At 64.2% G+C, this 21731-nt stretch carries 17 protein-coding genes and 1 pseudogene; 9 read left to right on the top strand and 9 right to left on the bottom strand.

Translation table 11 applies throughout. The annotated features are described in order from the left end of the window. Nucleotides 1-166 precede the first annotated feature (166 nt). The 3 genes from ccoN (at nt 167) to DCO48_RS13915 (ending at nt 2389) form a co-directional block, all read left to right on the top strand. Nucleotides 167-1594, top strand: coding sequence for a cytochrome-c oxidase, cbb3-type subunit I (ccoN, locus tag DCO48_RS13925; protein ID WP_116551187.1), 1428 nt, complete (start codon nt 167-169; stop codon nt 1592-1594). An 11-nt stretch (nt 1595-1605) separates the two neighbouring features. Next, nucleotides 1606-1818, top strand: a complete 213-nt coding sequence (locus tag DCO48_RS13920; RefSeq protein ID WP_116551186.1) for a cbb3-type cytochrome c oxidase subunit 3 — start codon at nt 1606-1608, stop codon at nt 1816-1818. Nucleotides 1819-1909: 91 nt separating this feature from the next. Further along, nucleotides 1910-2389, top strand: a complete 480-nt coding sequence (locus DCO48_RS13915; RefSeq protein ID WP_116551185.1) for a GNAT family N-acetyltransferase — start codon at nt 1910-1912, stop codon at nt 2387-2389. Nucleotides 2390-2440: 51 nt separating this feature from the next. On the opposite strand, the gene DCO48_RS13910 is transcribed toward DCO48_RS13915, so the two are convergent. Together DCO48_RS13910 and DCO48_RS13905 are read right to left on the bottom strand one after the other, a co-directional pair. After that, complete coding sequence (locus DCO48_RS13910) at nt 2441-3316, bottom strand: alpha/beta fold hydrolase (RefSeq protein WP_116551184.1); 876 nt, start codon at nt 3314-3316, stop codon at nt 2441-2443. An 18-nt stretch (nt 3317-3334) separates the two neighbouring features. After that, the gene (locus tag DCO48_RS13905; RefSeq protein WP_177410614.1) at nt 3335-3964 is read right to left on the bottom strand and encodes a LysE family translocator; all 630 of its coding nucleotides are present in this window, start codon (nt 3962-3964) and stop codon (nt 3335-3337) included. Nucleotides 3965-4156: 192 nt separating this feature from the next. Between DCO48_RS13905 and DCO48_RS13900 the strand changes: the two genes are divergently transcribed. After that, complete coding sequence (locus tag DCO48_RS13900; RefSeq protein WP_116551182.1) at nt 4157-5215, top strand: RHS repeat-associated core domain-containing protein; 1059 nt, start codon at nt 4157-4159, stop codon at nt 5213-5215. Here DCO48_RS13900 and DCO48_RS13895 read toward each other — a convergent pair. Continuing rightward, on the bottom strand, nt 5212-7572 hold the full coding sequence (locus DCO48_RS13895) for a DNA polymerase II (protein WP_116551181.1): 2361 nt from the start codon (nt 7570-7572) through the stop codon (nt 5212-5214). The two genes, DCO48_RS13900 and DCO48_RS13895, sit on opposite strands and share 4 nt — an antisense overlap. Before the next feature lie 517 nt (nt 7573-8089). Between DCO48_RS13895 and DCO48_RS13890 the strand changes: the two genes are divergently transcribed. The 4 genes from DCO48_RS13890 (at nt 8090) to DCO48_RS13875 (ending at nt 10750) form a co-directional block, all read left to right on the top strand. Beyond that, nucleotides 8090-8776: a sel1 repeat family protein gene (locus tag DCO48_RS13890; RefSeq protein WP_371919509.1), complete on the top strand. Its 687-nt coding sequence runs from the start codon at nt 8090-8092 to the stop codon at nt 8774-8776. A gap of 125 nt (nt 8777-8901) precedes the next feature. After that, nucleotides 8902-9600 carry an AzlC family ABC transporter permease gene (locus DCO48_RS13885; protein ID WP_116551179.1) on the top strand — a complete coding sequence of 233 codons (699 nt, stop codon included), beginning with the start codon at nt 8902-8904 and terminating at the stop codon, nt 9598-9600. Next, nucleotides 9597-9920: an AzlD domain-containing protein gene (locus tag DCO48_RS13880; RefSeq protein ID WP_116551178.1), complete on the top strand. Its 324-nt coding sequence runs from the start codon at nt 9597-9599 to the stop codon at nt 9918-9920. The genes DCO48_RS13885 and DCO48_RS13880 overlap by 4 nt, the downstream gene beginning before the upstream one ends. Next, nucleotides 9917-10750 carry an AraC family transcriptional regulator gene (locus DCO48_RS13875; RefSeq protein ID WP_116551177.1) on the top strand — a complete coding sequence of 278 codons (834 nt, stop codon included), beginning with the start codon at nt 9917-9919 and terminating at the stop codon, nt 10748-10750. The genes DCO48_RS13880 and DCO48_RS13875 overlap by 4 nt, the downstream gene beginning before the upstream one ends. 216 nt (nt 10751-10966) lie before the next feature. Here the strand turns inward: DCO48_RS13875 and DCO48_RS13870 are convergent, their stop codons facing one another. From DCO48_RS13870 to DCO48_RS13845, 6 genes and pseudogenes are all read right to left on the bottom strand, one after another. Continuing rightward, entirely contained in the window at nt 10967-13411 is a 2445-nt protein-coding gene (locus DCO48_RS13870; protein WP_116551176.1) for a TonB-dependent siderophore receptor, read from the bottom strand. Nucleotides 13412-13498: 87 nt separating this feature from the next. Then, complete coding sequence (locus DCO48_RS13865) at nt 13499-14473, bottom strand: FecR family protein (RefSeq protein ID WP_116551175.1); 975 nt, start codon at nt 14471-14473, stop codon at nt 13499-13501. Beyond that, nucleotides 14470-14976: a sigma-70 family RNA polymerase sigma factor gene (locus tag DCO48_RS13860; RefSeq protein ID WP_116551198.1), complete on the bottom strand. Its 507-nt coding sequence runs from the start codon at nt 14974-14976 to the stop codon at nt 14470-14472. Before DCO48_RS13860 ends, DCO48_RS13865 begins: the two co-directional genes overlap by 4 nt. A 361-nt stretch (nt 14977-15337) precedes the next feature. Beyond that, nucleotides 15338-17548: a 1,4-alpha-glucan branching protein GlgB gene (gene glgB / locus DCO48_RS13855; protein WP_116551174.1), complete on the bottom strand. Its 2211-nt coding sequence runs from the start codon at nt 17546-17548 to the stop codon at nt 15338-15340. Then, a pseudogene (locus DCO48_RS13850) lies at nt 17549-18294 on the bottom strand (alpha-amylase); the annotation flags it as partial. It abuts the gene before it with no gap. Between the two features lie 307 nt (nt 18295-18601). Then, the gene (locus tag DCO48_RS13845; protein ID WP_116551173.1) at nt 18602-20275 is read right to left on the bottom strand and encodes an AMP-binding protein; all 1674 of its coding nucleotides are present in this window, start codon (nt 20273-20275) and stop codon (nt 18602-18604) included. Nucleotides 20276-20472: 197 nt separating this feature from the next. Here DCO48_RS13845 and DCO48_RS13840 point away from each other — a divergent pair, with 197 nt between their 5' ends. Next, nucleotides 20473-21636 (top strand): isovaleryl-CoA dehydrogenase, encoded by a 1164-nt coding sequence (locus tag DCO48_RS13840; RefSeq protein ID WP_116551172.1) that lies wholly within the window; start codon nt 20473-20475, stop codon nt 21634-21636. Nucleotides 21637-21731 lie beyond the last annotated feature (95 nt).

Genomic DNA, 21731 nt, shown 5'->3' with positions numbered 1-21731 from the left:
ATCCAGAACAGTAGGCATTTGACTCAATGATTACGGGGCCATTATCTGATCTGTATATATGTCTGGTTTCTGAGTCTGTTTAGTTTGCGGCGAGCTTCCTAGCATCTGCGCCTGCATTCGACCCCAAGGTGGGGCGAGCCTGGAAAGGAACCGTGGATAAACAGCCATGAACACACATCAACATGTGCAGGCCTACAACTACAGAGTGGTCCGACAATTCGTCGTCATGACGGTGGTCTGGGGCGTTATCGGCATGGCCATGGGCGTTTGGATTGCCTCGCAACTGGTCTGGCCAGACCTCAACCTCGACCTGCCGTGGACCACCTTCGGCCGCTTGCGCCCGCTGCACACCAGCCTGGTGATCTTCGGCTTCGCCGGCAGCGCGCAATTCGCCGCCAGCTACTACGCCGTGCAACGCACCTGCCAGGTGCGGCTGTACAGCGACTGGCTGGCCAGTTTCACCTTCTGGGGCTGGCAAGCAACCATCGTCATCATGCTGGTGAGCCTGCCGCTGGGGCTGACCACCACCAAGGAATACGCCGAAATCGAGTTTACCGGCGCGGTCTGGATGGCCATTGTCTGGGTGGCCTATGGCGTGGTGTTCTTCGGCACGCTGCTGCGGCGCAAGGGCAAGCACATCTACGTCGGCAACTGGTTCTTTGGCGCCTTCATCGTGGTGATCGCCATGCTGCATGTGGTCAACCACCTGTCGATCCCGGTGAGCTGGTTCAAGTCCTACCCGGTGTATGCCGGCGCCACCGATGCGATGGTGCAATGGTGGTACGGGCACAACGCGGTAGGCTTCTTCCTGACCACCGGGTTCCTCGGCATGATGTATTACTTCGTGCCCAAGCAGGTTGGGCGGCCGGTGTATTCGTATCGGCTGTCGATCGTGCACTTCTGGGCGCTGATCACCCTGTACATCTGGGCCGGCCCGCACCACCTGCACTACACCGCCCTGCCCGATTGGGCGCAATCGCTGGGCATGGCGATGTCGCTGATTCTGCTGGCACCGAGCTGGGGCGGCATGATCAACGGCATGATGACCCTCTCGGGCGCCTGGCATAAGCTGCGCACCGACCCGATCCTGCGCTTCCTGGTACTGTCGCTGGCGTTCTACGGCATGTCGACCTTCGAGGGGCCGATGATGGCGATCAAGACCGTCAACGCCCTCTCGCACTACACCGACTGGACCATCGGCCACGTGCATGCCGGTGCGCTCGGCTGGGTGGCGATGATCACCTTTGGCGCGGTGTACCACATGATCCCGAAAATCTTCGGTCGCGCGCAGATGCACAGTATCGGCCTGATCAACGCGCATTTCTGGCTCGCGACCATCGGCACCGTGCTGTACATCGCCTCGATGTGGGTCAACGGCATTACCCAGGGCCTGATGTGGCGGGCGACCAACGACGACGGCACCCTCACCTACTCGTTCGTCGAGGCCCTGGTGGCCAGCCATCCGGGTTTTGTGGTGCGCTTTGCCGGTGGCGTGTGCTTCCTCGGCGGCATGCTGCTGATGGCCTATAACATGTGGCGCACCGTGCGCGTGGCCGACTCGGCCGTGGCGCTGGCGAACGCGCGCACCGCCTGAGGAGTCGCGCGATGAACGATTGGCTATATGGCCTGTATTGCTTCAGCGGGGTGCTGTTCTTCTACCTGATCACCAGCGCCTGCCTGAAACGGCACGACACGCGGATCGACGACGAAGCCAGCCTGATCCCCTTCGCCGACGACCCGCAGGTAGCGCGGCGGGTCGAGCGGGCGATTGGCAAGGCGGTGCCGGCCACCGCCCCAGATGCCGCGCTGAAGGCCTGATACGCACTGCGGGGCAGCGCACTGCAAGGGTGACGCTGCCCCGTGGATCGGCTTAGGATAGGCAACTTTTTCGTTGCCCATCGAGCCTGCCATGCCCCTGAATATCCGCCCTGCCCGCGTCGAAGACGCCGAACAGATTCTGGCCTTCATCATCGAACTGGCCGAGTACGAGCGTGCTCGTCAGGCAGTTGTCGCCAGTGTCGAGGATATCCGCCATAGCCTGTTTGGCGAGGGCGCAGCGGCCAAGGGGCTGATCTGCGAGCGGGATGGCCAGGCGATTGGCTACGCGGTGTATTTCTACAGTTATTCGACCTGGCTGGGACGCAATGGGGTGTACCTGGAGGACCTGTACATCACCCCGGAGCAGCGTGGCTCCGGGTCGGGCAAGCAACTGCTGCGACACATCGCTCGCGAGGCGTTCGAGCAGGGTTGCGGGCGCCTGGAGTGGAGCGTGCTGGACTGGAACGAACCGGCGATCCAGTTCTACACATCCCTGGGCGCCGAACCGCAGGACGAGTGGGTGCGCTATCGCCTGGAAGGTGAAACGCTGAGGAATTTTGCGCGGGGTTGAGCCCCCCTGCAGGCACCGCTCCCACAGCGTATGTGCGTGGCCGGCAACTCATCACTCTGCCAGCAAGAAGCCTTCGACTTCATGCGCCGCCGCATGTGGGTCTTCCTGCATGAAGCAGTGCCCGCCCGCCACCTGACGCGGCTCCACCCGCGGCGTCAACCTTGCCCAGCTGTGCAGCGACAGCGGTACAAACGGGTAGGTTTTCTCGCCATACAGCACCAGGCACGGCGTCTGCACCTTGGCCAGCGACGCCCACATGCGCTGCGGGAACGAGCTGAAGATCTCCACTTCCCGACTCGGCCGGCACTTGAGTACCACGCCCTCGCCACAGTCGCCAATCGCGTGTTCGACATACGCCTGCAGTGCCGCCTCGCTCCAGCCCTTGAAAATCCCTCGGCCCTGTAGCGAGTCGTACGCCGCCTGGCGGTCCGGCCAGTAACTGCGGCGGGTTGCCGCCTTGCGCGCCAGGGCGTGCCGGCGGTGCAGGCCGAACAGCGCCGCCACGCCCATCACGCCGATCATCGTGCGGCTGAACACCACCGGATCGAGCAGCACCGCGCGCTGGAACAAGCCCGGCGCACGTGCCAGCATCAACCCGGTCAAGACCCCGCCGAAACTATGCCCCAGGGCAAAACACGGCACCGCGCCATACTCGCCGCGGCCCGCCTGGAACGCCTCCAGGGCCAACTCCGCAGTGCGGTTCCAACCAACGAAGGCGCCGCCATGATCACTGTCGCCATGGCCCTGCACATCGCACAGCCACAGGTCGAAGCGCTCGGCAAGAATCTCCAGCATCGGCTGATAGGCCAGCGCGCAGAAACCATTGCCATGCAGGAAATGCAGCAGCGGCTTGCCGCTGGCAGGCGAACGCCAGCCGCGCAAGGTGAAGTGTTCGGCGCACTCATGCGACCAGGGGATCAGTTCCATCGGGACTCGCTGCAAGGCTCAGGAAAAGCCGGATTCTACAAACAGCAGCGGATACAGCGATAGCACCAACAGCGCCGCCATCAGCAAATTGAACAGCATCAGCCAGCGCGGGTTCTGCAACACGTTGCGCAGGGCACTGCCGAACATCACCCAGACACACACGCTGGGCAGGTTGACGACGGCGAAGACGATGGAAATCACCCCCACGTTGAACAGGTACCCTTGCGCCGGGGTGTAGGTGGTGATTGCGCCAATGGCCATCACCCAGGCCTTGGGGTTCACCCACTGGAACGCCGCCGCCCCCCAGAAGCCCAGCGGCGTGCGGCGCTGCGGGTCGGTCGCCGACAGCGGCCCGGAGCTGGCGATCCTGTACGCCAGGTACAACAGGTACAGCGCGCCGATGTAACGCAGCACGGTATAGGCCAGTGGATAGGCCTTGAACACCTCGCCCAGGCCCAGGCCGACGGCCAGCACCATGACCATGAAGCCAAGGGTCACGCCCATGGCGTGGGGAATGGTCCGGCGCACCCCGAAGTTCACCCCGGACGCCAGCAGCATGGTGTTGTTCGGCCCCGGCGTAATCGACGAGACGAAGGCAAACAGAACGAAGGCTGTCAGCAGGTCGAGCGAGCTCATCATGACGGGCATCCGGGGCAAGTGGGTGATTGACACTACCCAGGTTTGGCCCCGCCCCAGCCATACAGCTGCAGGAAATTGTGCCGCTACACTTGCCTGGCTTGTCGGCATTGGCGCACCGGGCACCTGACATTTCTGTCAGTAGCGGATGCTCGGCAATTGCACCATCCTGCGGTTCTATCGTCGATTTTCAGGTTTGGCGCCATGCCCACCCAACAGAAAATGGCCGGATCCCACTACCATTACGATGCGCTAGACCGCTTGCAGGATTGTTCGTCCGGTGGCACGCGGTTCTATCGTGGCGATCAGGTGGTCAGTGGGATCGACGCCAAACGCAATTTCACCCTGTTCCAGCACGAAGCGCACCTGTTGGCGCATTGCCAACGCCAGGCCGAAGCGCCGACAGTCACGCTGCTGGCTGCCGACGCCCAGCGCACGCGCCTGGAACTCGTTTGCACGGCCTATGGCTATGCCCGGACGGCCACTGACCTGCCGGGTTTCAATGGCGAACTGCCGGACCTTGCCAGCGGGCACTACGTGCTCGGCAGCTACCGCCTGTACAGCACCGTGCGGCTGCGTTTCAACAGCCCGGACAACGCCAGCCCGTTTGGCGAGGGCGGCTTGAACGCCTATGCCTATTGCGCTGGCGACCCGGTGAACCGCAGCGACCCCAGCGGGCACAACGTCCTCGCGTCGCTGCGCCTGGCGGCAGGCATTCTGCCGCGGCGGGTCAAAGCCGCGGACGCGTTTCACTTCAGCAGCCAAACACGCGACGTTTACAACATCAAACGTTTCAGTAAAGGTATCTCCACCTTCGAAGACAACTTCAAAGGAGGGCGTCGCCTGAACATTGTCGGCCATGGTTACCAGCAGAAGATGAAATCGGCACGGATTTCGCTGAACGGCGATAAAAGCGAGTTCCTCACCGGCACGCAATTCGGCAAGCGGCTAAAAGAAAGCCCTGATTTCGACGCGTCGAGGTTCAACTCGATTCAAATGTACATGTGCAAATCTGCGCTAGGCGGGAGCGAATCCTTTGCGGCCCAGTTGGCGAAAGCCGTGAAACTCCCGGTCAAGGGCCAACATGGCGTGGTTACGTCCTTGGACACTGAAGCGCTCGCGTATGGAGGGCCTGGGCGTTTCACGGTCGACAAGATCGAGGGCTCCTACCGCTCCGAGATGTTCTATCCGCCGTTTTACGAAGCGCGAAGAATCATTCGCCTGCTGCGCCAGCCGGAGAGTCGGCTCGCCTTACACGGTTAGAACAGGCCCAACTGGCGATCGATCAAGGCACAGAAATCATCGCCGACGAACGGCAGGATCGCATCGGCTACCGGTTGCAACTGCCGGCTCAGGTAATGCTCGTAGTCGATACCGTTGCGGCGGTTTTCCAGCGGTTCGGGCCCGGCGAGGGTGATCACGTAGCTGATCCAGCCGCCATTCTGGTACTGCCGCGGGCGGCCCTGGCTGTCGTTGAAAGCATCGGCCAGGCGCGCGGCGCGCACATGCGGCGGGACATTGCGCTGGTAATCGCCCAGCGGCCGGCGCAGGCGCTTGCGATAGATCAGCAACTCGTCCAGTTCGCCGGCCAGGGTGCGCCGCACATATTCGCGCACATACTCCCTGTAGGGCTGGCGCAGGAAAATCCGCTGGTACAGCGCCTGCTGGAACTGCTGGGCCAGCGGCGACCAGTCGGTACGCACGGTTTCCAGGCCCTTGTAGACCATCTCCTGCTGCCCGTCGGCCCTCTGCACCAGGCCGGCGTAGCGCTTTTTGCTGCCCTCCTCGGCGCCACGGATGGTCGGCATCAGGAAGCGTCGGTAATGGGTTTCGAATTGCAGCTCCAGCGCACTTTCCAGGCCATAGCTGTCACGCAGGTGCTCGCGCCACCACTGGTTGACCTGCTGCACCAGGCGGCGGCCAATGCGGGCTGCGGCGTCCTCGTCATGCTCGCGCTTGAGCCAGACGAAGGTGGAGTCGGTGTCGCCGTAAATCACCGCATACCCCTGGGCCTCGATCAGTTCGCGGGTGCGGCGCATGATTTCATGGCCACGCATCGTGATCGACGACGCCAGACGCGGGTCGAAGAACCGACAACCGCTGGAGCCGAGCACGCCGTAGAAGGCATTCATGATGATCTTCAGGGCCTGTGACAGCGGCGCATTGTGCTCGCGTTTGGCCGCCTCGCGCCCCTGCCAGACCCGTTCGACAATCGCCGGCAGGCAATGGCTGCGGCGCGAAAAACGCGCCCCGCGAAAGCCCGGCACCGAATGCACATCGTCTGGTTCGCGCAACCCTTCGACCAGGCCGATGGGGTCGATGAGAAAGCTGCGGATGATCGACGGGTACAGGCTCTTGTAATCGAGTACCAGCACCGACTCGTACAGGCCTGGTCGCGAGTCCATGACGAAGCCGCCCGGGCTGGCTTCGTCCGGCCGCCCGCCGAGGTTCGGCGCAACGAAGCCCTGGCGGTGCATCAGCGGGATATACAAGTGACAGAAGGCCGCCACCGAACCGCCGCTGCGGTCCGCCGGCAAGCCGGTGACCGTGGCCCGCTCGAGCAGGAAGGTCAGCAGCTCGGTCTTGGCGAAGATCCGCGTCACCAGCTCGCAGTCCTTGAGGTTGTAACGGGCCAGTGCCGGCTTGTCCTCGGCGAACATGCGGTTGATTTCGTCCATGCGCTGGTACGGCGTGTCGATGGCCTTGCCCTCGCCGAGCAGGGTTTGCGCGACATTCTCCAGGCTGAACGAGGAAAAGCTCCAGGTCGCCGAGCGCAGCGCTTCGATACCATCGATGATCAACCGCCCGGCAGCGCCGGCAAAAAAGTGCGCACGGCTAGCGTGCTCGCGCCACTCCATCGGCGCACCACCGCGTCCCAGGCGCAGCGGCACCTGCAACTGCTCGGCATGCTTTTGCAGCACGCGCAGGTCGAACTGCACCAGGTTCCAGCCGATGATCGCATCCGGGTCGTGGCGCGCCAGCCAGGCATTCAGGCATTCGAGCAGCTCGGCGCGGCTGGCGCAGTAGGTCAGGTCGAAATCGACGCCGCTGGCGTCGCCATTGGCCGGGCCGAGCATGTACACCTGGCGCTGGCCACAGCCCTCAAGGGCAATCGAATAAAGTTCGCCGCGCTCGGTGGTCTCGATGTCCAGCGACACCAGCCTGAGCGTCGGCCGGTAATCTGCCGCTGGCTTGAGCTGGGCGTCCAGCAGCAGGCCATTGGCATCGGGCGTACCACTGAAACTCACCGGCGCGGTGATGAAGCGCTCCATCAGGAAGCGCTCTGGCGGGCGGATGTCGGCTTCCAGGACATCGATGCCGCCGCCGCGCAGGCGCTTGTCGAGCTGGATCAGTTGACGGTGCTGGCGGCAATACAGGCCGAGCACCGGGCGCTGCGCGAAATCGCGCAGGGCCAGCGGCCGCAGCTCGACCTCGCGCTCGTTGCGCAACAGCGCTTCGGCGCGCTCGCGTTGTTCGGCGGGAATGAACGCGACCGACGTTTGCAATGGCAAGCGCACCTGCCGCGGGCCCTGGTCGGTGGCCAACCAGAACTCCACGTGCGTACCGCCCGGCGTATCTCGCCAGTGCCGGGTCAGGACAAAGCCCTGTTGAACCTCCACCGCAGTAACCTCGAAACGCTGTGTGTGGCGGGATTCTACCTGAGCGGCACCGGCTTAACCCGGATTGCCCCCGTCTTGAGCACTGCGTTCGGGGTAGCAGGCAACTGATACTTTTATCAGGTTCAATTGTTTTTATTCCGCCTTACACTCCGCACGTACCAGGCAGAGGCCCGCACAACCCAGGAAGAACGCCTCCGGACCAACGACATCAAGGCGTTCACAAGAATCGGTCAGGTAGCGCTGTACAAGGGCAACGTTCAATACGCCCCCGTCGTATCAAACCGTCAGCAACCCAGCAGATCCGCCGTTCGGCATGAAACCGTACGTGGCGATGGCCTGCAACGACCTGGAAACACGCATCTGCTGTGGCCATCCGGCCAACAGCTTTCAGCGCCCCCCCGGCAACGGCTAGAATGGCCAGCGTTGCGCAGGATCTGTCATCGAAGGAGCGTTGAAACCATGAACACCGCAACAGCTTTTTTCCGCCCGCCAAGCCTCGGGCACAAGGATCGCAAACGTGCGTCGTGACCGCCCTCTTCTTTCACTGTTGTGCCTGTACCCGCTCCTGGTCGTGGCCGATCCACCAGCAATCGACCCCCACGCCGACCTGCTGTACCGCCAGGCCCTGCCGTTTCTGGAACAGGCCGACGCGCAAAGCAGCGCTCTGGCCAGCGGCAACGGTCCCAGCGACCGCGAGCTGGTCACCCAGGTAGAAGCCCTGGGCCGCACGCTGGAGCCGGCCGTCGACCTGCTCGACAAGGCCGCCGAATTGCACCACCCGGTCGCGCAGTACCGGCTGGCCTTGCACTATATCGCCTACCTGCCCACGGCAAAAATCTCCACGGCGGCCTGCCCGTTGCTCGACGCCAGCCTGGCGCAGGGCTTCGCCCCGGCCGCGCTGGCCATCGACAGCTGGTGCCCAAGCCTGCGCAACGCGCCTGGTTATCGCCACGCGCTGGAGCGCGCGGCAAGCCTGGACACGCGCTTTGCCGCGTACTTCCCGCAACCGGCCGTGCGCCTGCAGTGCCAACGGGGCCAGCCACAAGGACTGGCCATGCAGTGGGGCCGGCAGCGCGACTTCCAGGCCGAGATCTACCGTCTGCTGGCCAGTGTCGACCACGCCCAGCGCACCCTGTATTTCCAGAAGGCCGTCGATATCAACGGCTGCGTCGGCGCTCAGCGGCGCCTGACCAGCCTGCACTGAGCGGCTCGTCACCAGCCTGGCGGCGGTGTTGGGTAGAAAAAAAACCGGGCACAGCAAGATCGTTCAAGCCCTGATGCCGACGCCTCTGGCATGCTGGTCAACCGTTTTCCAGCGTGCCCTCGTTCATGCCCACTGCCCAGCTTGCCCGCGCCGCCTTCCTGCGCGGCACCATCGCCATCCTGCCGCTGTCCCTGGCCGTCGCGCCATGGGGCCTGCTGGCCGGCTCCATGGCCATCGAGGCCAACCTTACCCCACTCGAAGGCCAGGGCCTGTCGGCCATCGTCTTCGCCGGCGCTGCGCAACTGGTGGCGATCGGCATGATCAAGGGCGGCGCCAACCTCTTCTCGATCCTGCTGACTACCCTGCTGCTGACCTCGCAACACCTGCTCTACGGCCTGTCGATGCGCCCGCTGATCGCCGATCTGCCGCTACGCTGGCGCATGGGGCTGGGCTTTCTGCTCACCGACGAGTTCTTCGCCCTCACCAGCCAGTATGACAAGGCCCAGTTCAACCGCTGGTATGCCCTGGGCATCGGCCTGACCTTCTATGTGGCGTGGAACCTGTTCACCTTCGCCGGCATCGTCCTGGGACGCAACATCCCGCACCTGGACCAGGTGGGCCTGGACTTCTCCATCGTCGCGACCTTCGTCGCGCTGATTGCCCCGGTGGTGCGTAACCTGCCAACCGTGGTGTGCGTGGCGGTATCGCTGTTCTGCTCGGTGCTGTTCAGTTACTGGCACTGGGAAACCGCGCTGGTGGCCGCCGGCCTGTTGGGCATGAGTGCCGGCTTTATCTGTCAGAAATTCACGGGAGCACGGGCATGATTTTCCTGGCGATCTTCGGTATGGGCCTGGTGGTGTTCCTCAACCGTTATGCCTTCCTTGAACCGCGCCTGCCGCTGCGCCTGAGCTCGAACGCGCGGCAGTTCCTCGGCTTTGCGGTGCCGGGGATGCTCACCGCAATCTGCGGGCCGATCGTGTTCCTGCCGGGCCAGCAGCTCGACCTGAGCCCCACCAGCCCGTACCTGCTGGGCTCGGTGGTGGCCACGGCACTGGTGCTGTTGACCCGTAACGTGTTGTTCAGCATGCTGGCGAGCATGGCGTTCTTCTTCGTTTACCGCTGGTGGCTCAACGGCGCAGCATGAAAACTTCCCCGCAGGAACAGACCCGCTTCTGGCAGGCGTCGGCACTCGGCGACATCGAGATGCTGCGCGCGCGCTATTTCCAGCAGCGCTTCGCTCCGCACGTGCATGAAGGCTATGCAATCACCATCATCGAGTCCGGCGCCCAGCGCTTCTGGCACCGCGGTGCCGAGCACCTGGCCCCGGCCGGCAGCGTGGTACTGATCAACCCGGACGAACTGCACACCGGGGCCAAGGCCCACGCCCAGGGCTGGCGCTACCGCGGCTACTACCCGCAGGCGGAGCGCATCACTAGCGTGCTCGATGAATTGGGGCTCAAGCACGACATCGTGCCGGCGTTCGACGGCAGCGTGTTCCACGACCCGCAGTTGGCACAGGCGTTCATTGCCGTGCATCGCCTGGCCGAAGAAGGCGCCAGTGCCTTGCAGCAGCAGAGCGCCTGGCGCGAGGTGGTGCTGATGCTGGTACAGCGTCATGCGCGGGTGCGCGGCGTGGCCGCAGCCGGGCAGGAACCCGGCGCGGTGGCGCGGGCCAAGGAACTGCTCGACAGTCGCCTGGCCTACCCGCCGTCGCTGGAGGAACTGGCCACCGCGGTGGGCCTGTCGCCATTCCACTTTGCCCGGGTGTTCCGCCAGGCCACCGGCTTGCCGCCACATGCCTGGCTCAAACAGCGCCGGCTGAGGCGCGCCCGCGAGTTGCTCAAGCGCGATTGTGCGCCGTTCACTGTGGCGTTCGAGCTGGGCTTTTCCGACCAGAGCCATTTGAACCGGCAGTTCAAGCAGGCCTATGGGGTAACGCCGGGGGAATACCGTAAGGCCTGTGTCGCTACCTAAGGCCTCATCGCGGGACGCGTCGGGTCGTCGCATCGCCGCTCGCACAAGTGCGACAGCGCCCTAGCCAGCAGGTTGTTGGCGCGTCAGACAACCGTCTGAATATCTCATCCGGAAGCGGCGTCCGCCGCCCTCGCCCCAACGCCGGCGGCGACAACCTGTAAACCTCGACAGGGGGCCGGACGTCCAGACCGCCCCCTGAGCGGTACCAAAGTGCCGTTACCAGTTGTAGGTGAGGTTGGAGGTGATGGTCCGGCCTTCGCCGTAGTAGCAGTCGAACGGCCCGGTGCAGCTACTGACGTAGGCCTTGTCTTCGAGGTTGGTCAGGTTGACCTGCAGTTTCACCCCGTTGAGCTTGAGCGGCGACTGGCCGAAATCGTATGAGAGCATGCCATCGAGCACGGTGTACGAGGGAATGTTGAAGTAGTCCTGGGCGGTGTCGGTACCCTCGCTGCCGCGCACATAACGCACGCCCAGGCCACCACCTAGGCCGGCAAACAGGGTCTCGCCGGTCAGCGTGTAATCAACCCACAGCGACGCGGTCAGCGGCGACTGGCCGGCCGGGTGGCGACCTTCGCGGCCACTGTTGTCGCTGGTGTATTTCACATCGTTGCGCGATACCGATGCCGTCAGGTTGAGGTTGTCGGTGAGGCTGGCCTTGCCCTCCAGCTCGACGCCACGCGAACGCAGGGCGCCGGACTGGTTACTGAACCGCGGGTTCTGCTTGTCGATGGTGAGGATGTTTTCCTGATCGATCTGGTACACCGACGCCTGAATGAAGCTCTCCTGCCCCGGCGGCTGGTACTTCACCCCGGCTTCGTACTGCTTGCCGGTGGACGGGCTGAAGGCACTGCCGGCGGCACTGGTACCGCTCAGTGGCAGGAACGATTCGGCATAGCTGAGGTACGGCGTCACGCCGTTGTCGAAGGCGTAGCCGAGGCCGGCGCGGCCGGTGAATTTCTCGTCCTTGGCTGCGGTCTTGGTGCCGGCCTGCGGGATCTTGTTGGTGGTGTCTGCCCAATCGTAGCGGCCGCCCAAGGTCATGAACCAGTTGTTCCACTTGAGCTGGTCCTGCACGTACAGGCCGGTCTGGCTGATGGTGTTGTCCCAGCGGTACGGCTTGACGAAGTTCAGCGCCTGGCCATACACCGGGTTGTAAAGGTCGATCACCGGCGGGGTGAAGTCGTAACGGCCAAGGAACTGCGAGTTGAAGTGGTAGTAATCCAGCCCGATCAGCACAGTGTGGGCCACGTCGAAGGTGTCGAATTTGGCCTCGGCCATGTTGTCGACACCGAACACCTTGTTGTGCTGCGCCCAGTCGACACCGAAACGCTCCTGGTAACGCTGGTCGTTGGCACCGGTCTGCGGGTTGGCGACAAAGTCATAGCCGTGCAGCGGCGCGCGGTAGCGGTCGTCGACATAGGCGTAGCGGGTGTTCTGCTTCAGCGTCCAGACATCGTCCAACTCATGGCTCAGCTCGTAGCCAGCGGTGAACTGTTCGCGGTCGTAGGCATTGCTGCCCGGTTCGCCGATGAAGCGGCTGCGCTTGATCTTGCCGTTGGGGCTGTTGAACAGCGTGCCGAGCGCTGGCAGGCCCTGGGCCTCGGGCACGTCGTTGTCCTTCTGGTACTGCGCGTAGAGGGTCAGCCTGGTCTGCTCGTTGGGGCGCCAGGCCAGGCTCGGGGCGAGCAGGAAGCGCTGCTTCTGGACGTAGTCGATCTGGCCGTTTTCATCGCTGGCGAGGCCGGTCACGCGGTACAGCAGCGTGCCCTGCTCGTTGAGGCGATCGCCGTAGTCGAAGGCGCCGTAGCGGCGGTCGAAGCTGCCACCGCCAAGCATGATTTCGCGCACCGGGGTGTTGCTCGGGCGCTTGGACACCATGTTCACCAGGCCACCCGGCTGGTTCTGGCCGTACAGCACCGACGACGGGCCCTTCATCACTTCGATGCGTTCCAGGGTGTACGGGTCGATCTGCAGCGCACCGCCGGTGCTGCCACCGCCGTATGGCAGGTGAAGACCATCGAGGTACAGCGGAGTCGGGCTGAAGCCGCGCGAGGTCGGCTCGTCGAAGATCCCGACGCGGTCCGGGAAACCGCCACCGGTGATGCCGGGGGTGTAGCGCAGGGCCTGGGTCAGGGTTTGCGAGCCACGCACCTTGATTTCGTCCTGGGTCACCACGTTGATGGTCTGCGGCACTTCCAGCACCGAGGTGTCGGTTTTGGTCGCGGTGGCCGTGCGAGTTGCCACGTACCCCTGGACCGGGCCCCAGGCGCTTTCGCTGTCGCGTTCGACGATCTGCGTCGGGCCCAGCTCCAGCGCTGCGCTGTCGGCGGCCGGCGCCAGGCTCCAGGTGCCGCCGGCGGTGGTGCTGAGCTTCAGCCCACTGCCCGCCAGGGCTTGCATGGCCGCTTGCTCGGGGCTCATCTGCCCCGTGATGGCCGGTGCCCGGCGCCCTTGCAGCAAGGCCGGAGGTACCGACAGCAGGTGCCCGGATTCCCGGGCGATGCGGCTCAGGGTCTCGCCCAGGTTGCCCGCAGGAATATCGAAACGTTGCTGGCTGAGAGTGCCTGGGCTGCCAGTGGCGGCACAGGCGGGCAAGGCGGCGCTGCTACCCAAGGCGATGGCAAGGGCCAGCAGGCTGGGGCGAAGGATGACGTCGGGCATGGCAAGTCGGCTCGATTAAAGTGGTTTTCCATAACGAGGACACGCCAGCTACAGGATCCCCTCACAGCGAATGCAAATTCTTCGCATTTATTTCAGGTCGATGCGGGTCAGCCAGGGACCGAAGCGCTCAACCCGGATCGGCAGGGTTTCGGCCAGCGATTGCAGAGTGCGCGCGCTGTCGTCGAGCAGGAAGCTGCCGTAGACCCGCACCTGCGCTGCTTGCGGGCTGATCCGCAACAGGCCGGCGCGGTACGGGCGCAATGCCTCGACCAGCTCGCCGAGCGGCTCGTCGCGTACATCGATGCGCCCGTCGCGCCAGGCCGCGCGGGTGCGCATGCTCGGTGCCAGCGCGGCAATGTGCTGGCTGTCGAAGCGGAACGCCTGGCCACTGTCGACCTGCTGGCTGCGGCCACTATTGGTAGTCAGCAAGACGCTGTGCTGCTGCACCGCAACACAACTGGCAGCGCTCTGCTGGCTGACGCTGAAGCGGGTGCCGAGGGCCTGCACGCGGCCGTCGTGGGTTTCGACGATAAACGGCCGCGCCGGGTCGGCGACCACATCCACTTGCAGTTCGCCATCACGCAACAGGATGCGCCGGCTGCGCCCGTCGAAACGGAGGTCGACGGCGCTACGCGCGTTCAGGTGCAAGCGCGAGCCATCGCTCAGGATCACGCTGCGACGCTCGCCGGTAGCGGTGTGCAGGTCGGCCAGCAGCCCGCCCAATGGCGTCACGCGCTGGGCGATGCCAGCGCCACCGAGCCCCAGCAGCACCATCGCCAGGCCACCGCCCAGGACCTTGCGCCGCGACGGCGACGGCAACCCACGCAAGGCCCGGCTGGCGGCAGCGAGCTGGCCGGGATGGCGCTGCTCGGCCTCATGCAGGTCGGCCAGCGGCGCGCCGAGCAGGCCGTTGACCTGGGTCCAGGCCCTGGCGTGCGCGGGGTTGCTCCCCAGCCAGCGCTCGAAGGCCTGGCGGGTCGGGCTGCCGGGCGCCTGGCCTTCGAGTTTGAGCAGCCAGTCGACGGCTTCGTGGGTAGCGTGATCAAGCGCGGTAAAGGTCATTCCGGCCGCGCACTCAGGCAATGCAGGAAGGCCCGGCGCAGGTCGCGTTCGACCGTGGCCACAGAGACCCCGAGCTGGTCGGCGATGGCCGCCTGGGTCAGCCCTTCCAGGCGGTTGAGCAGGAAGGCGTGACGCACCCGCAGCGGCAGGCCGTCGAGCAGGCGGTCGATCTGTTCCAGGGCTTCGCGGACCACTGCCAGTTGTTCTTCGCCGGGGATGCAGTGGTCGGGCAGATGGGCCAGTTCTTCGAGGTAGGCATGTTCCAGCGCGCGGCGGCGAAACAGGTTGATCAGCAAACGCCGGGCTACCGTGGCGAGGAAAGCACGCGGTGCTTCGAGGCTGGGCAACTGACTGCTGCTCATGGCGCGCACGAAGGTGTCCTGGGCCAGGTCGGCGGCATCCTGCGGGCACTGTAGGCGCCGGTACAGCCAGGCGCGCAGCCAGCGGTGGTTGTCACTGTAGAGTTCGGCCACGACGGCCTTGGAGTCGACAGAGCTGGACACGAAGGAATTCGCCACAAATGGTAATTGATCTCATTATCACGACAGTGATAGCAGAAGACAATCCCTCATCCAATCGAATGATTGAAGGTGGCTGTGGCCGGACCTGAGCGCGGCACACTTCAACCTGCAGGTGCTGGCTTGCCTGGCCTAGGTCGGCGCCCGGGGCGCCCAGCAGCGAGCTGAACGTCCAGGACATCGTCCCCGTCAGCCGCTAACCGTCGGCAGGCTGTAACGCTCGGCAACGTACTGGTGCAGCAATGCTACCGGCACTTTCGCCGAGCTGAGCAACGGCGTGGTGTACAGCGGCCAGATGCCCGCCAGGCGGTCGTGCAGGCCCAGGCGGATATCCAGCAGCGGACAATTAGGCCGGACGCAGGATCAACACCGCCAGCGGCGGCAGCTTCAACCCCAGCGACAACGGCTGCCCATGGCTCGGCAGCGCGGCACTCTCCACCGCCCCACCATTGCCATAGTTCGACCCGGCATAGCCTTGCGCGTCGCTGTTCAACACCTCCACCCAGCGTTCGCCGAACGGCACGCCAATCCGGTAGCCCTCACGCGGCACCGGGGTGAAGTTCGCCACCACCAGCAACGGCTCGCCCGTGGCACTCCAGCGCAGCCAGGCATACACGCTGTTGCGCGCATCGTCGCCGATCAACCACTGGAAGCCCTGCGGCAAGCAGTCCTGCTCATGCAGCGCCCGCTCCTCGCGGTACAGACGGTTGAGGTCGCCGACCAGCCGCTGCACACCAAGGTGTTCCTTGTACTGCAGCAGGTACCAGTCCAGCTCGCTGTCATGGTTCCACTCGCGCCACTGGCCAAACTCGCAGCCCATGAACAGCAGCTTCTTGCCCGGATGGCACCACATGAACGTCAGGTACGCGCGCAGGTTGGCAAATTTCTGCCAGCGATCGCCGGGCATCTTGTCGATCAGCGAATGCTTGCCATGCACCACTTCGTCATGGGAAATCGGCAGAATGAAATGCTCGGAATAGGCATAGATCAGCCCGAAACTCATCTCGTTGTGATGATAGTTCCGGTGGATCGGGTCGTTCTGGATGTAATGCAGGGTGTCGTGCATCCAGCCCATGTTCCACTTGTAGGCAAAGCCCAGGCCGCCCTGCTGGGTTGGCTGGCTGACCCCCGGCCAGGCTGTCGACTCCTCGGCAATCACCAGCGCCCCCGGCACCTCTTGTGCCACCACGTCGTTCAAGTGACGCAGAAAATCGATGGCTTCCAGGTTCTCTCTTCCACCGTGGCGGTTCGGCACCCACTCGCCGGCCTTGCGCGAATAGTCGCGATAGAGCATCGAGGCCACCGCATCCACGCGCAGCCCGTCGATATGGAACTGCTTGAGCCAGTACAACGCCGACGCCAGCATGAAGCCGTGCACCTCGTTGCGCCCAAGGTTGTAGATCAGCGTGTCCCAGTCCTGGTGAATGCCTTCCAGCGGGTTCTCGTACTCATACAGCGCAGTGCCGTCGAAGCGCGCCAGGCCATGGCTGTCGGTCGGAAAATGCGCCGGCACCCAGTCGAGGATCACGCCGATCTCGGCCTGGTGGCAGGCATCGATGAACGCCGCGAAGTCCTCCGCACTGCCATAGCGCGCGGTCGGCGCGAACATCGACAGCGGCTGGTAGCCCCAGGACCCGCCAAACGGGTGTTCCATGATCGGCATCAGCTCGATATGGGTGAAGCCCAGTTGCTGGATGTACGGCACCAGCCGCTGCGCCAGCTCGCGCCAGTTGAAGAAGCGCGTGACCTCGCCGCTGTCGTCCAACTCGCACTGCCAGGAGCCGGCATGCAGCTCGTAGATCGACAACGGCGCGTGGCTGGCCTGGCGTTGCCCACGCACGGCCATCCACGCCTGGTCCTGCCATGGGTGAGCAAACTCGCCGGCGACCCGCGAGGCAGTGCTCGGCGGCAGCTCGGTAGCACGCGCCAGCGGGTCGGCCTTGAGCGGCAGCACGCCGTCGCGGCCGAGCACTTCATATTTATAAGCCTCGCCCGCGTGCAGGCGCGGCACGAACACTTCCCACACCCCACTCGGGTGGCGCAGGCGCATCGGGTGGCGGCGGCCGTCCCAGTTATTGAAATCACCGACCACCGAAACCCGCCGGGCATTCGGCGCCCACACGGAAAAACGTACCCCGGCGATGCCATCCACCTCGACCACTTGCGCACCAAGGCGGTTGGCCAGGTCGCGGTGATTGCCTTCGGCGAACAGGTAAAGGTCGATCTCGCCCAGCAGCGGGCCGAAACTGTACGGGTCCTCGCTCAGTTGCTCGCCGCCGGCCCAGTTGATCTGCAGCAGATACGCCTGCGGCGCGGCCAGACGGCCGACGAACAGCCCCGGCACACTGCCCTGTTCCATTTCCGCCAGCACTTCGCCGGACGCCCGCGCTACCACCCGCGCGCTCAAGGCATCGGGCAGGTATGCCCGCACATAGTGCCCACCTGCACCATCCGGATGCGGTCCCAGTACTGCGAAGGGGTTGGCGTGCCGCGCGTTCACCAGGTCATCGATGTCCGCCCGGCCCAACCCTCCATGTTCCCGCTTGTGCGTGCTCATCTACTGCTCTCCCCAGGTACTGACCAGCCCATGCAGGCCATGCAAAGGCACGGCCAGCCAACTCGGGCGATGTTCGGCTTCATACAGAATTTCGTAAGCGGCTTTTTCCAGGCTGAACAGCTCAAGCGCCGCGCGCTCGCCGTCGGCCTGTGGCCAGACGTGCGGCACACTGGCCGTGGCCAGGCCATAGGCCTGGACGAAGGCATGACGGGCCTGAGCAGGTACTGCCGCGCCACCCGCTGACGCGCCTGACGGGCTGCGGCCGAGACGTCGCCCCCCGACGCACTGCGCAGCACCGTCGCAGCAGCATAGTCGAAGGATCGCAGCACACCGCTGACATCCTTGTACGGGCTGTGCCTGGCCCGACGCTCGTCCAGCGGCCGCGCGGGTTCGCCTTCGAAGTCGATCAGGTAGGCATCGCCCTGCACCACCAGCACCTGACCCAGGTGCACGTCACCATGGACCCGCATCAGCAGGCCGCCGACGGCCTGTCTGGCCCGTTGCGTGACTTCCTTGAGCAAGTCCTTGCGCTGCGTCTGCAATTCGTCGACCAGCGCCTGGCTGCCGTGCTCAAGGCCGTCGCGGTGTTCGGCCAGCAGGCCCAGCGCGCGGTTCAGTTGCTCGCCGATGTGATGGGCCCAGGCCTGGCTGTCCTTGGCCGTGCTCGGTCATGGCTGGTGCATCTCGCCCAGCCGCTGGCCAAGCATGGCAGCGAAGGCCGAGAGTTCCTGCAGGGCGTCGGCGTGCGGTGCCAGACAGGCTCAGGGCTGGCGCTGACAGGGCGTCGCTGCTGGCCAGCTGGCTGCTTTCGAAAGGCTCATCACGGGTCATCGAACATCGCTCCGTTACAAGGTGACGGTAAGGGTTCAGAGCAATGGCAGCCGTGGGGGTTCAATAAAAAATGAGCGCAGCGCGCGGGGGCTGGTCCAAGGCTGAGTCACGTCTACTTCACCCCCCCGCGAGGTGAGGCCATGAACATTCCCATCCCGGCGGAAACGCCCGATCCGAATATCGACGACCCGAACCTGCCAGCACCGGCGCCTACAGTAGATTTCACCGCGCAGTCAGCTCCTCGATGCTGATTTCGCGCATGCGGAACTTCTGTACCTTGCCGGTCACGGTCATCGGGAACGCCTCGACGAACCGGAAGTAGCGCGGGGTCTTGAAGTGCGCGATACGGCTCTTGCACCACAACTGCAGCTCTTCGCTGGTAGCGCTGTGCCCCGGGTGGAACTTGACCCAGGCCACCACTTCCTCGCCGTAGCGCTCGTCGGGAATGCCGATCACCTGCACGTCGGCCACCGCCGGGTGGGTAAAGAAGAACTCTTCCAGCTCGCGTGGGTAAATGTTCTCGCCGCCACGGATGATCATGTCCTTGTTGCGCCCGGCGATGCACACATAGCCCTGCTCGTCCATCGTCGCCAGGTCGCCGGTATGTATCCAGCCTGCCGGATCGATGGTTTCCGCAGTTGCCGTCGGGTTGCCCCAGTAGCCGAGCATCACACTGTAGCCGCGGGTGCACAACTCGCCGATCTGCCCGCGTGGGACAATACAGCCCTGCTCGTCGATGATCTTGCTCTCCAACTGCGGCTGAGTCCGCCCGACGGTGGTCACGCGCAGCTCCAACTCGTCGTCCGGACCGGTCTGCAACGACACCGGGCTGGTTTCGGTCATGCCGTAGGCAATCTGCACCTCACCCATGTGCAGCTCGTTGATCACCCGGCGCATCACCTCGATCGGGCAGGTCGCACCGGCCATGATCCCGGTGCGCAGGCTACTCAGGTCGTAGTCGGCACGCTGCGGTTGGTCGAGGATGGCGATGAACATGGTCGGCACGCCATAGAGCACCGTGGCCCGTTCCTCGGCAACGCAGCCGAGGGTCAGCGCCGGGTCGAAGGCATCACTGGGGTAGATCATGGTCGAGCCGTGAGTAATACAACCCAGGTTGCCCATGACCATGCCGAAGCAGTGGTACAACGGCACCGGAATGACCATGCGATCCTGCTCGGTCAAACCAAGGCTCTCACCGACCATGTAGCCATTGTTGAGAATGTTGTAGTGGCTGAGGGTCGCCCCCTTGGGGAAGCCGGTAGTGCCGGAGGTGTACTGGATGTTCACCGGCTGGTCGAACTGCAGGCTGCGCTGACGCGCCACGTAGTCGGCAGGATCGATCTGTGCCGCCAGCGCGGCCAGCGCTGGCCACGGCAGGAAGCCCGGCGGCGGCTCGGCATCCAGGCTGATCAGCCCGCGCAACTCGGGCAGGCGCTCGCAGTTGAGCTGGCCGGCGACCTGCAGCGGCAGCTCGGGCAGCAGTTCGCCGAGCATGGCGTGGTAGTTCGAGGTTTTGAACGCACCGGCGCAGATCAACCAGTGGCAGCCGGACTGCTTGAGCACGTATTCGAGCTCGCTGCTGCGGTACGCCGGGTTGATGTTGACCAGGATGATCCCGGCCTTGGCGCTGGCGAACTGGGCAATACACCACTGCGCGCAATTGGGCGCCCAGATGCCAAGACGATCGCCGGCTTTCAGGCCCAGGGCCATGAAGGCGCGGGCATGCAGGTCGACGCTGTCGGCCAGCTCGCGCCAACTGAAACGCTGCTGCTGGTGCCGCACTACCAGGGCTTCACGCTCGGCAAAGCGCGCTACGGTGTCATCGAACGCCTGACCGATGGTCATGGCCAGCAAGGGCTTGTCTTGGCGGCCCCGCGTGTAGCTGGGTTGATTCATGGCGATCCCTTTTTGTGTTTGTTCTGGGAGCTGATTCAAGCGCAATTACTCTGGCGCAAATTAACGTTAACGTAAAGGTCACTACGCGATTGACAGTTTGCGGGGCCAGGTTTACGTTAACGTCAAGGCGATAGGCCGCCGTGCGCCTATCGCGGGACCCGCCCCCATTCCAAGAACAATCACAAGAAGGTGACAGCATGCGTTATCCCTCCCTGAACTTTGCCCTGGGCGAAACCATCGACATGCTGCGCGACCAGGTGCAGGCCTTCGTCGCCTCGGAACTGGCCCCGCGCGCTGCACAGATCGACCATGACAACCTGTTCCCCAACGATATGTGGCGCAAGTTCGGCGACATGGGTCTGCTCGGCGTCACCGTCTCCGAAGAATATGGTGGTGCCGGCCTCGGCTATCTGGCCCACGTGGTGGCCATGGAAGAGATCAGCCGCGGCTCGGCCTCGGTCGCCCTCTCCTACGGCGCTCATTCCAACCTCTGCGTGAACCAGATCAACCGCAACGGCACCCCGGCGCAAAAAGCCAAGTACCTGCCCAAGCTGATCAGCGGCGAACACATCGGCGCCCTGGCCATGAGCGAGCCGAACGCCGGCTCCGACGTGGTCTCGATGAAGCTGCGCGCCGACAAGCGCGGCGACCGCTACGTGCTCAACGGCAGCAAGACCTGGATCACCAATGGCCCCGACGCCAACACCTATGTGATCTACGCCAAGACCGATCTGGAAAAGGGCCCGCACGGCATTACCGCCTTTATCGTCGAGCGTGACTGGGCCGGCTTCAGCCGCGGCAGCAAGTTCGACAAACTCGGCATGCGCGGCTCCAACACCTGCGAACTGTTCTTCGACAACGTCGAAGTGCCGGAAGAAAACATCCTTGGCCAGCTCAACGGCGGGGTAAAAGTGTTGATGAGCGGCCTCGACTACGAGCGTGTGGTGCTGGCCGGCGGCCCGACCGGGATCATGCAGGCGTGTATGGACCTGGTGGTGCCCTACATCCACGACCGCAAGCAGTTCGGCCAGAGCATTGGCGAATTCCAGCTGATCCAGGGCAAGGTCGCCGATATGTATACCCAGCTCAACGCCAGCCGCGCCTACCTGTATGCCGTGGCCCAGGCCTGCGACCGTGGCGAGACCACCCGCAAGGACGCCGCCGGGGTCATCCTGTACACCGCCGAACGCGCCACGCAAATGGGCCTGGAAGCCATCCAGATTCTTGGCGGCAACGGCTACATCAACGAATTCCCGGCCGGCCGCCTGCTGCGCGACGCCAAGCTCTACGAGATCGGTGCCGGCACCAGCGAGATCCGCCGGATGCTGATTGGCCGCGAACTGTTTAACGAGACGCGCTGAAGCGCGCCAGTGGCAAGCCTCAAGCCACAAGCTGCAAAAAAAAGCAGCCGTTGCACCGACCTACTCTTGCAGCTTGAAGCGTGTCGCTTGAAGCT

This window comes from Pseudomonas sp. SDI (assembly GCF_003105155.1).
In the GTDB taxonomy this organism is placed as follows: domain Bacteria; phylum Pseudomonadota; class Gammaproteobacteria; order Pseudomonadales; family Pseudomonadaceae; genus Aquipseudomonas.
Note: the sequence above shows the minus strand (reverse complement) of the source record. Positions and strands in the feature narration are given on the sequence as shown.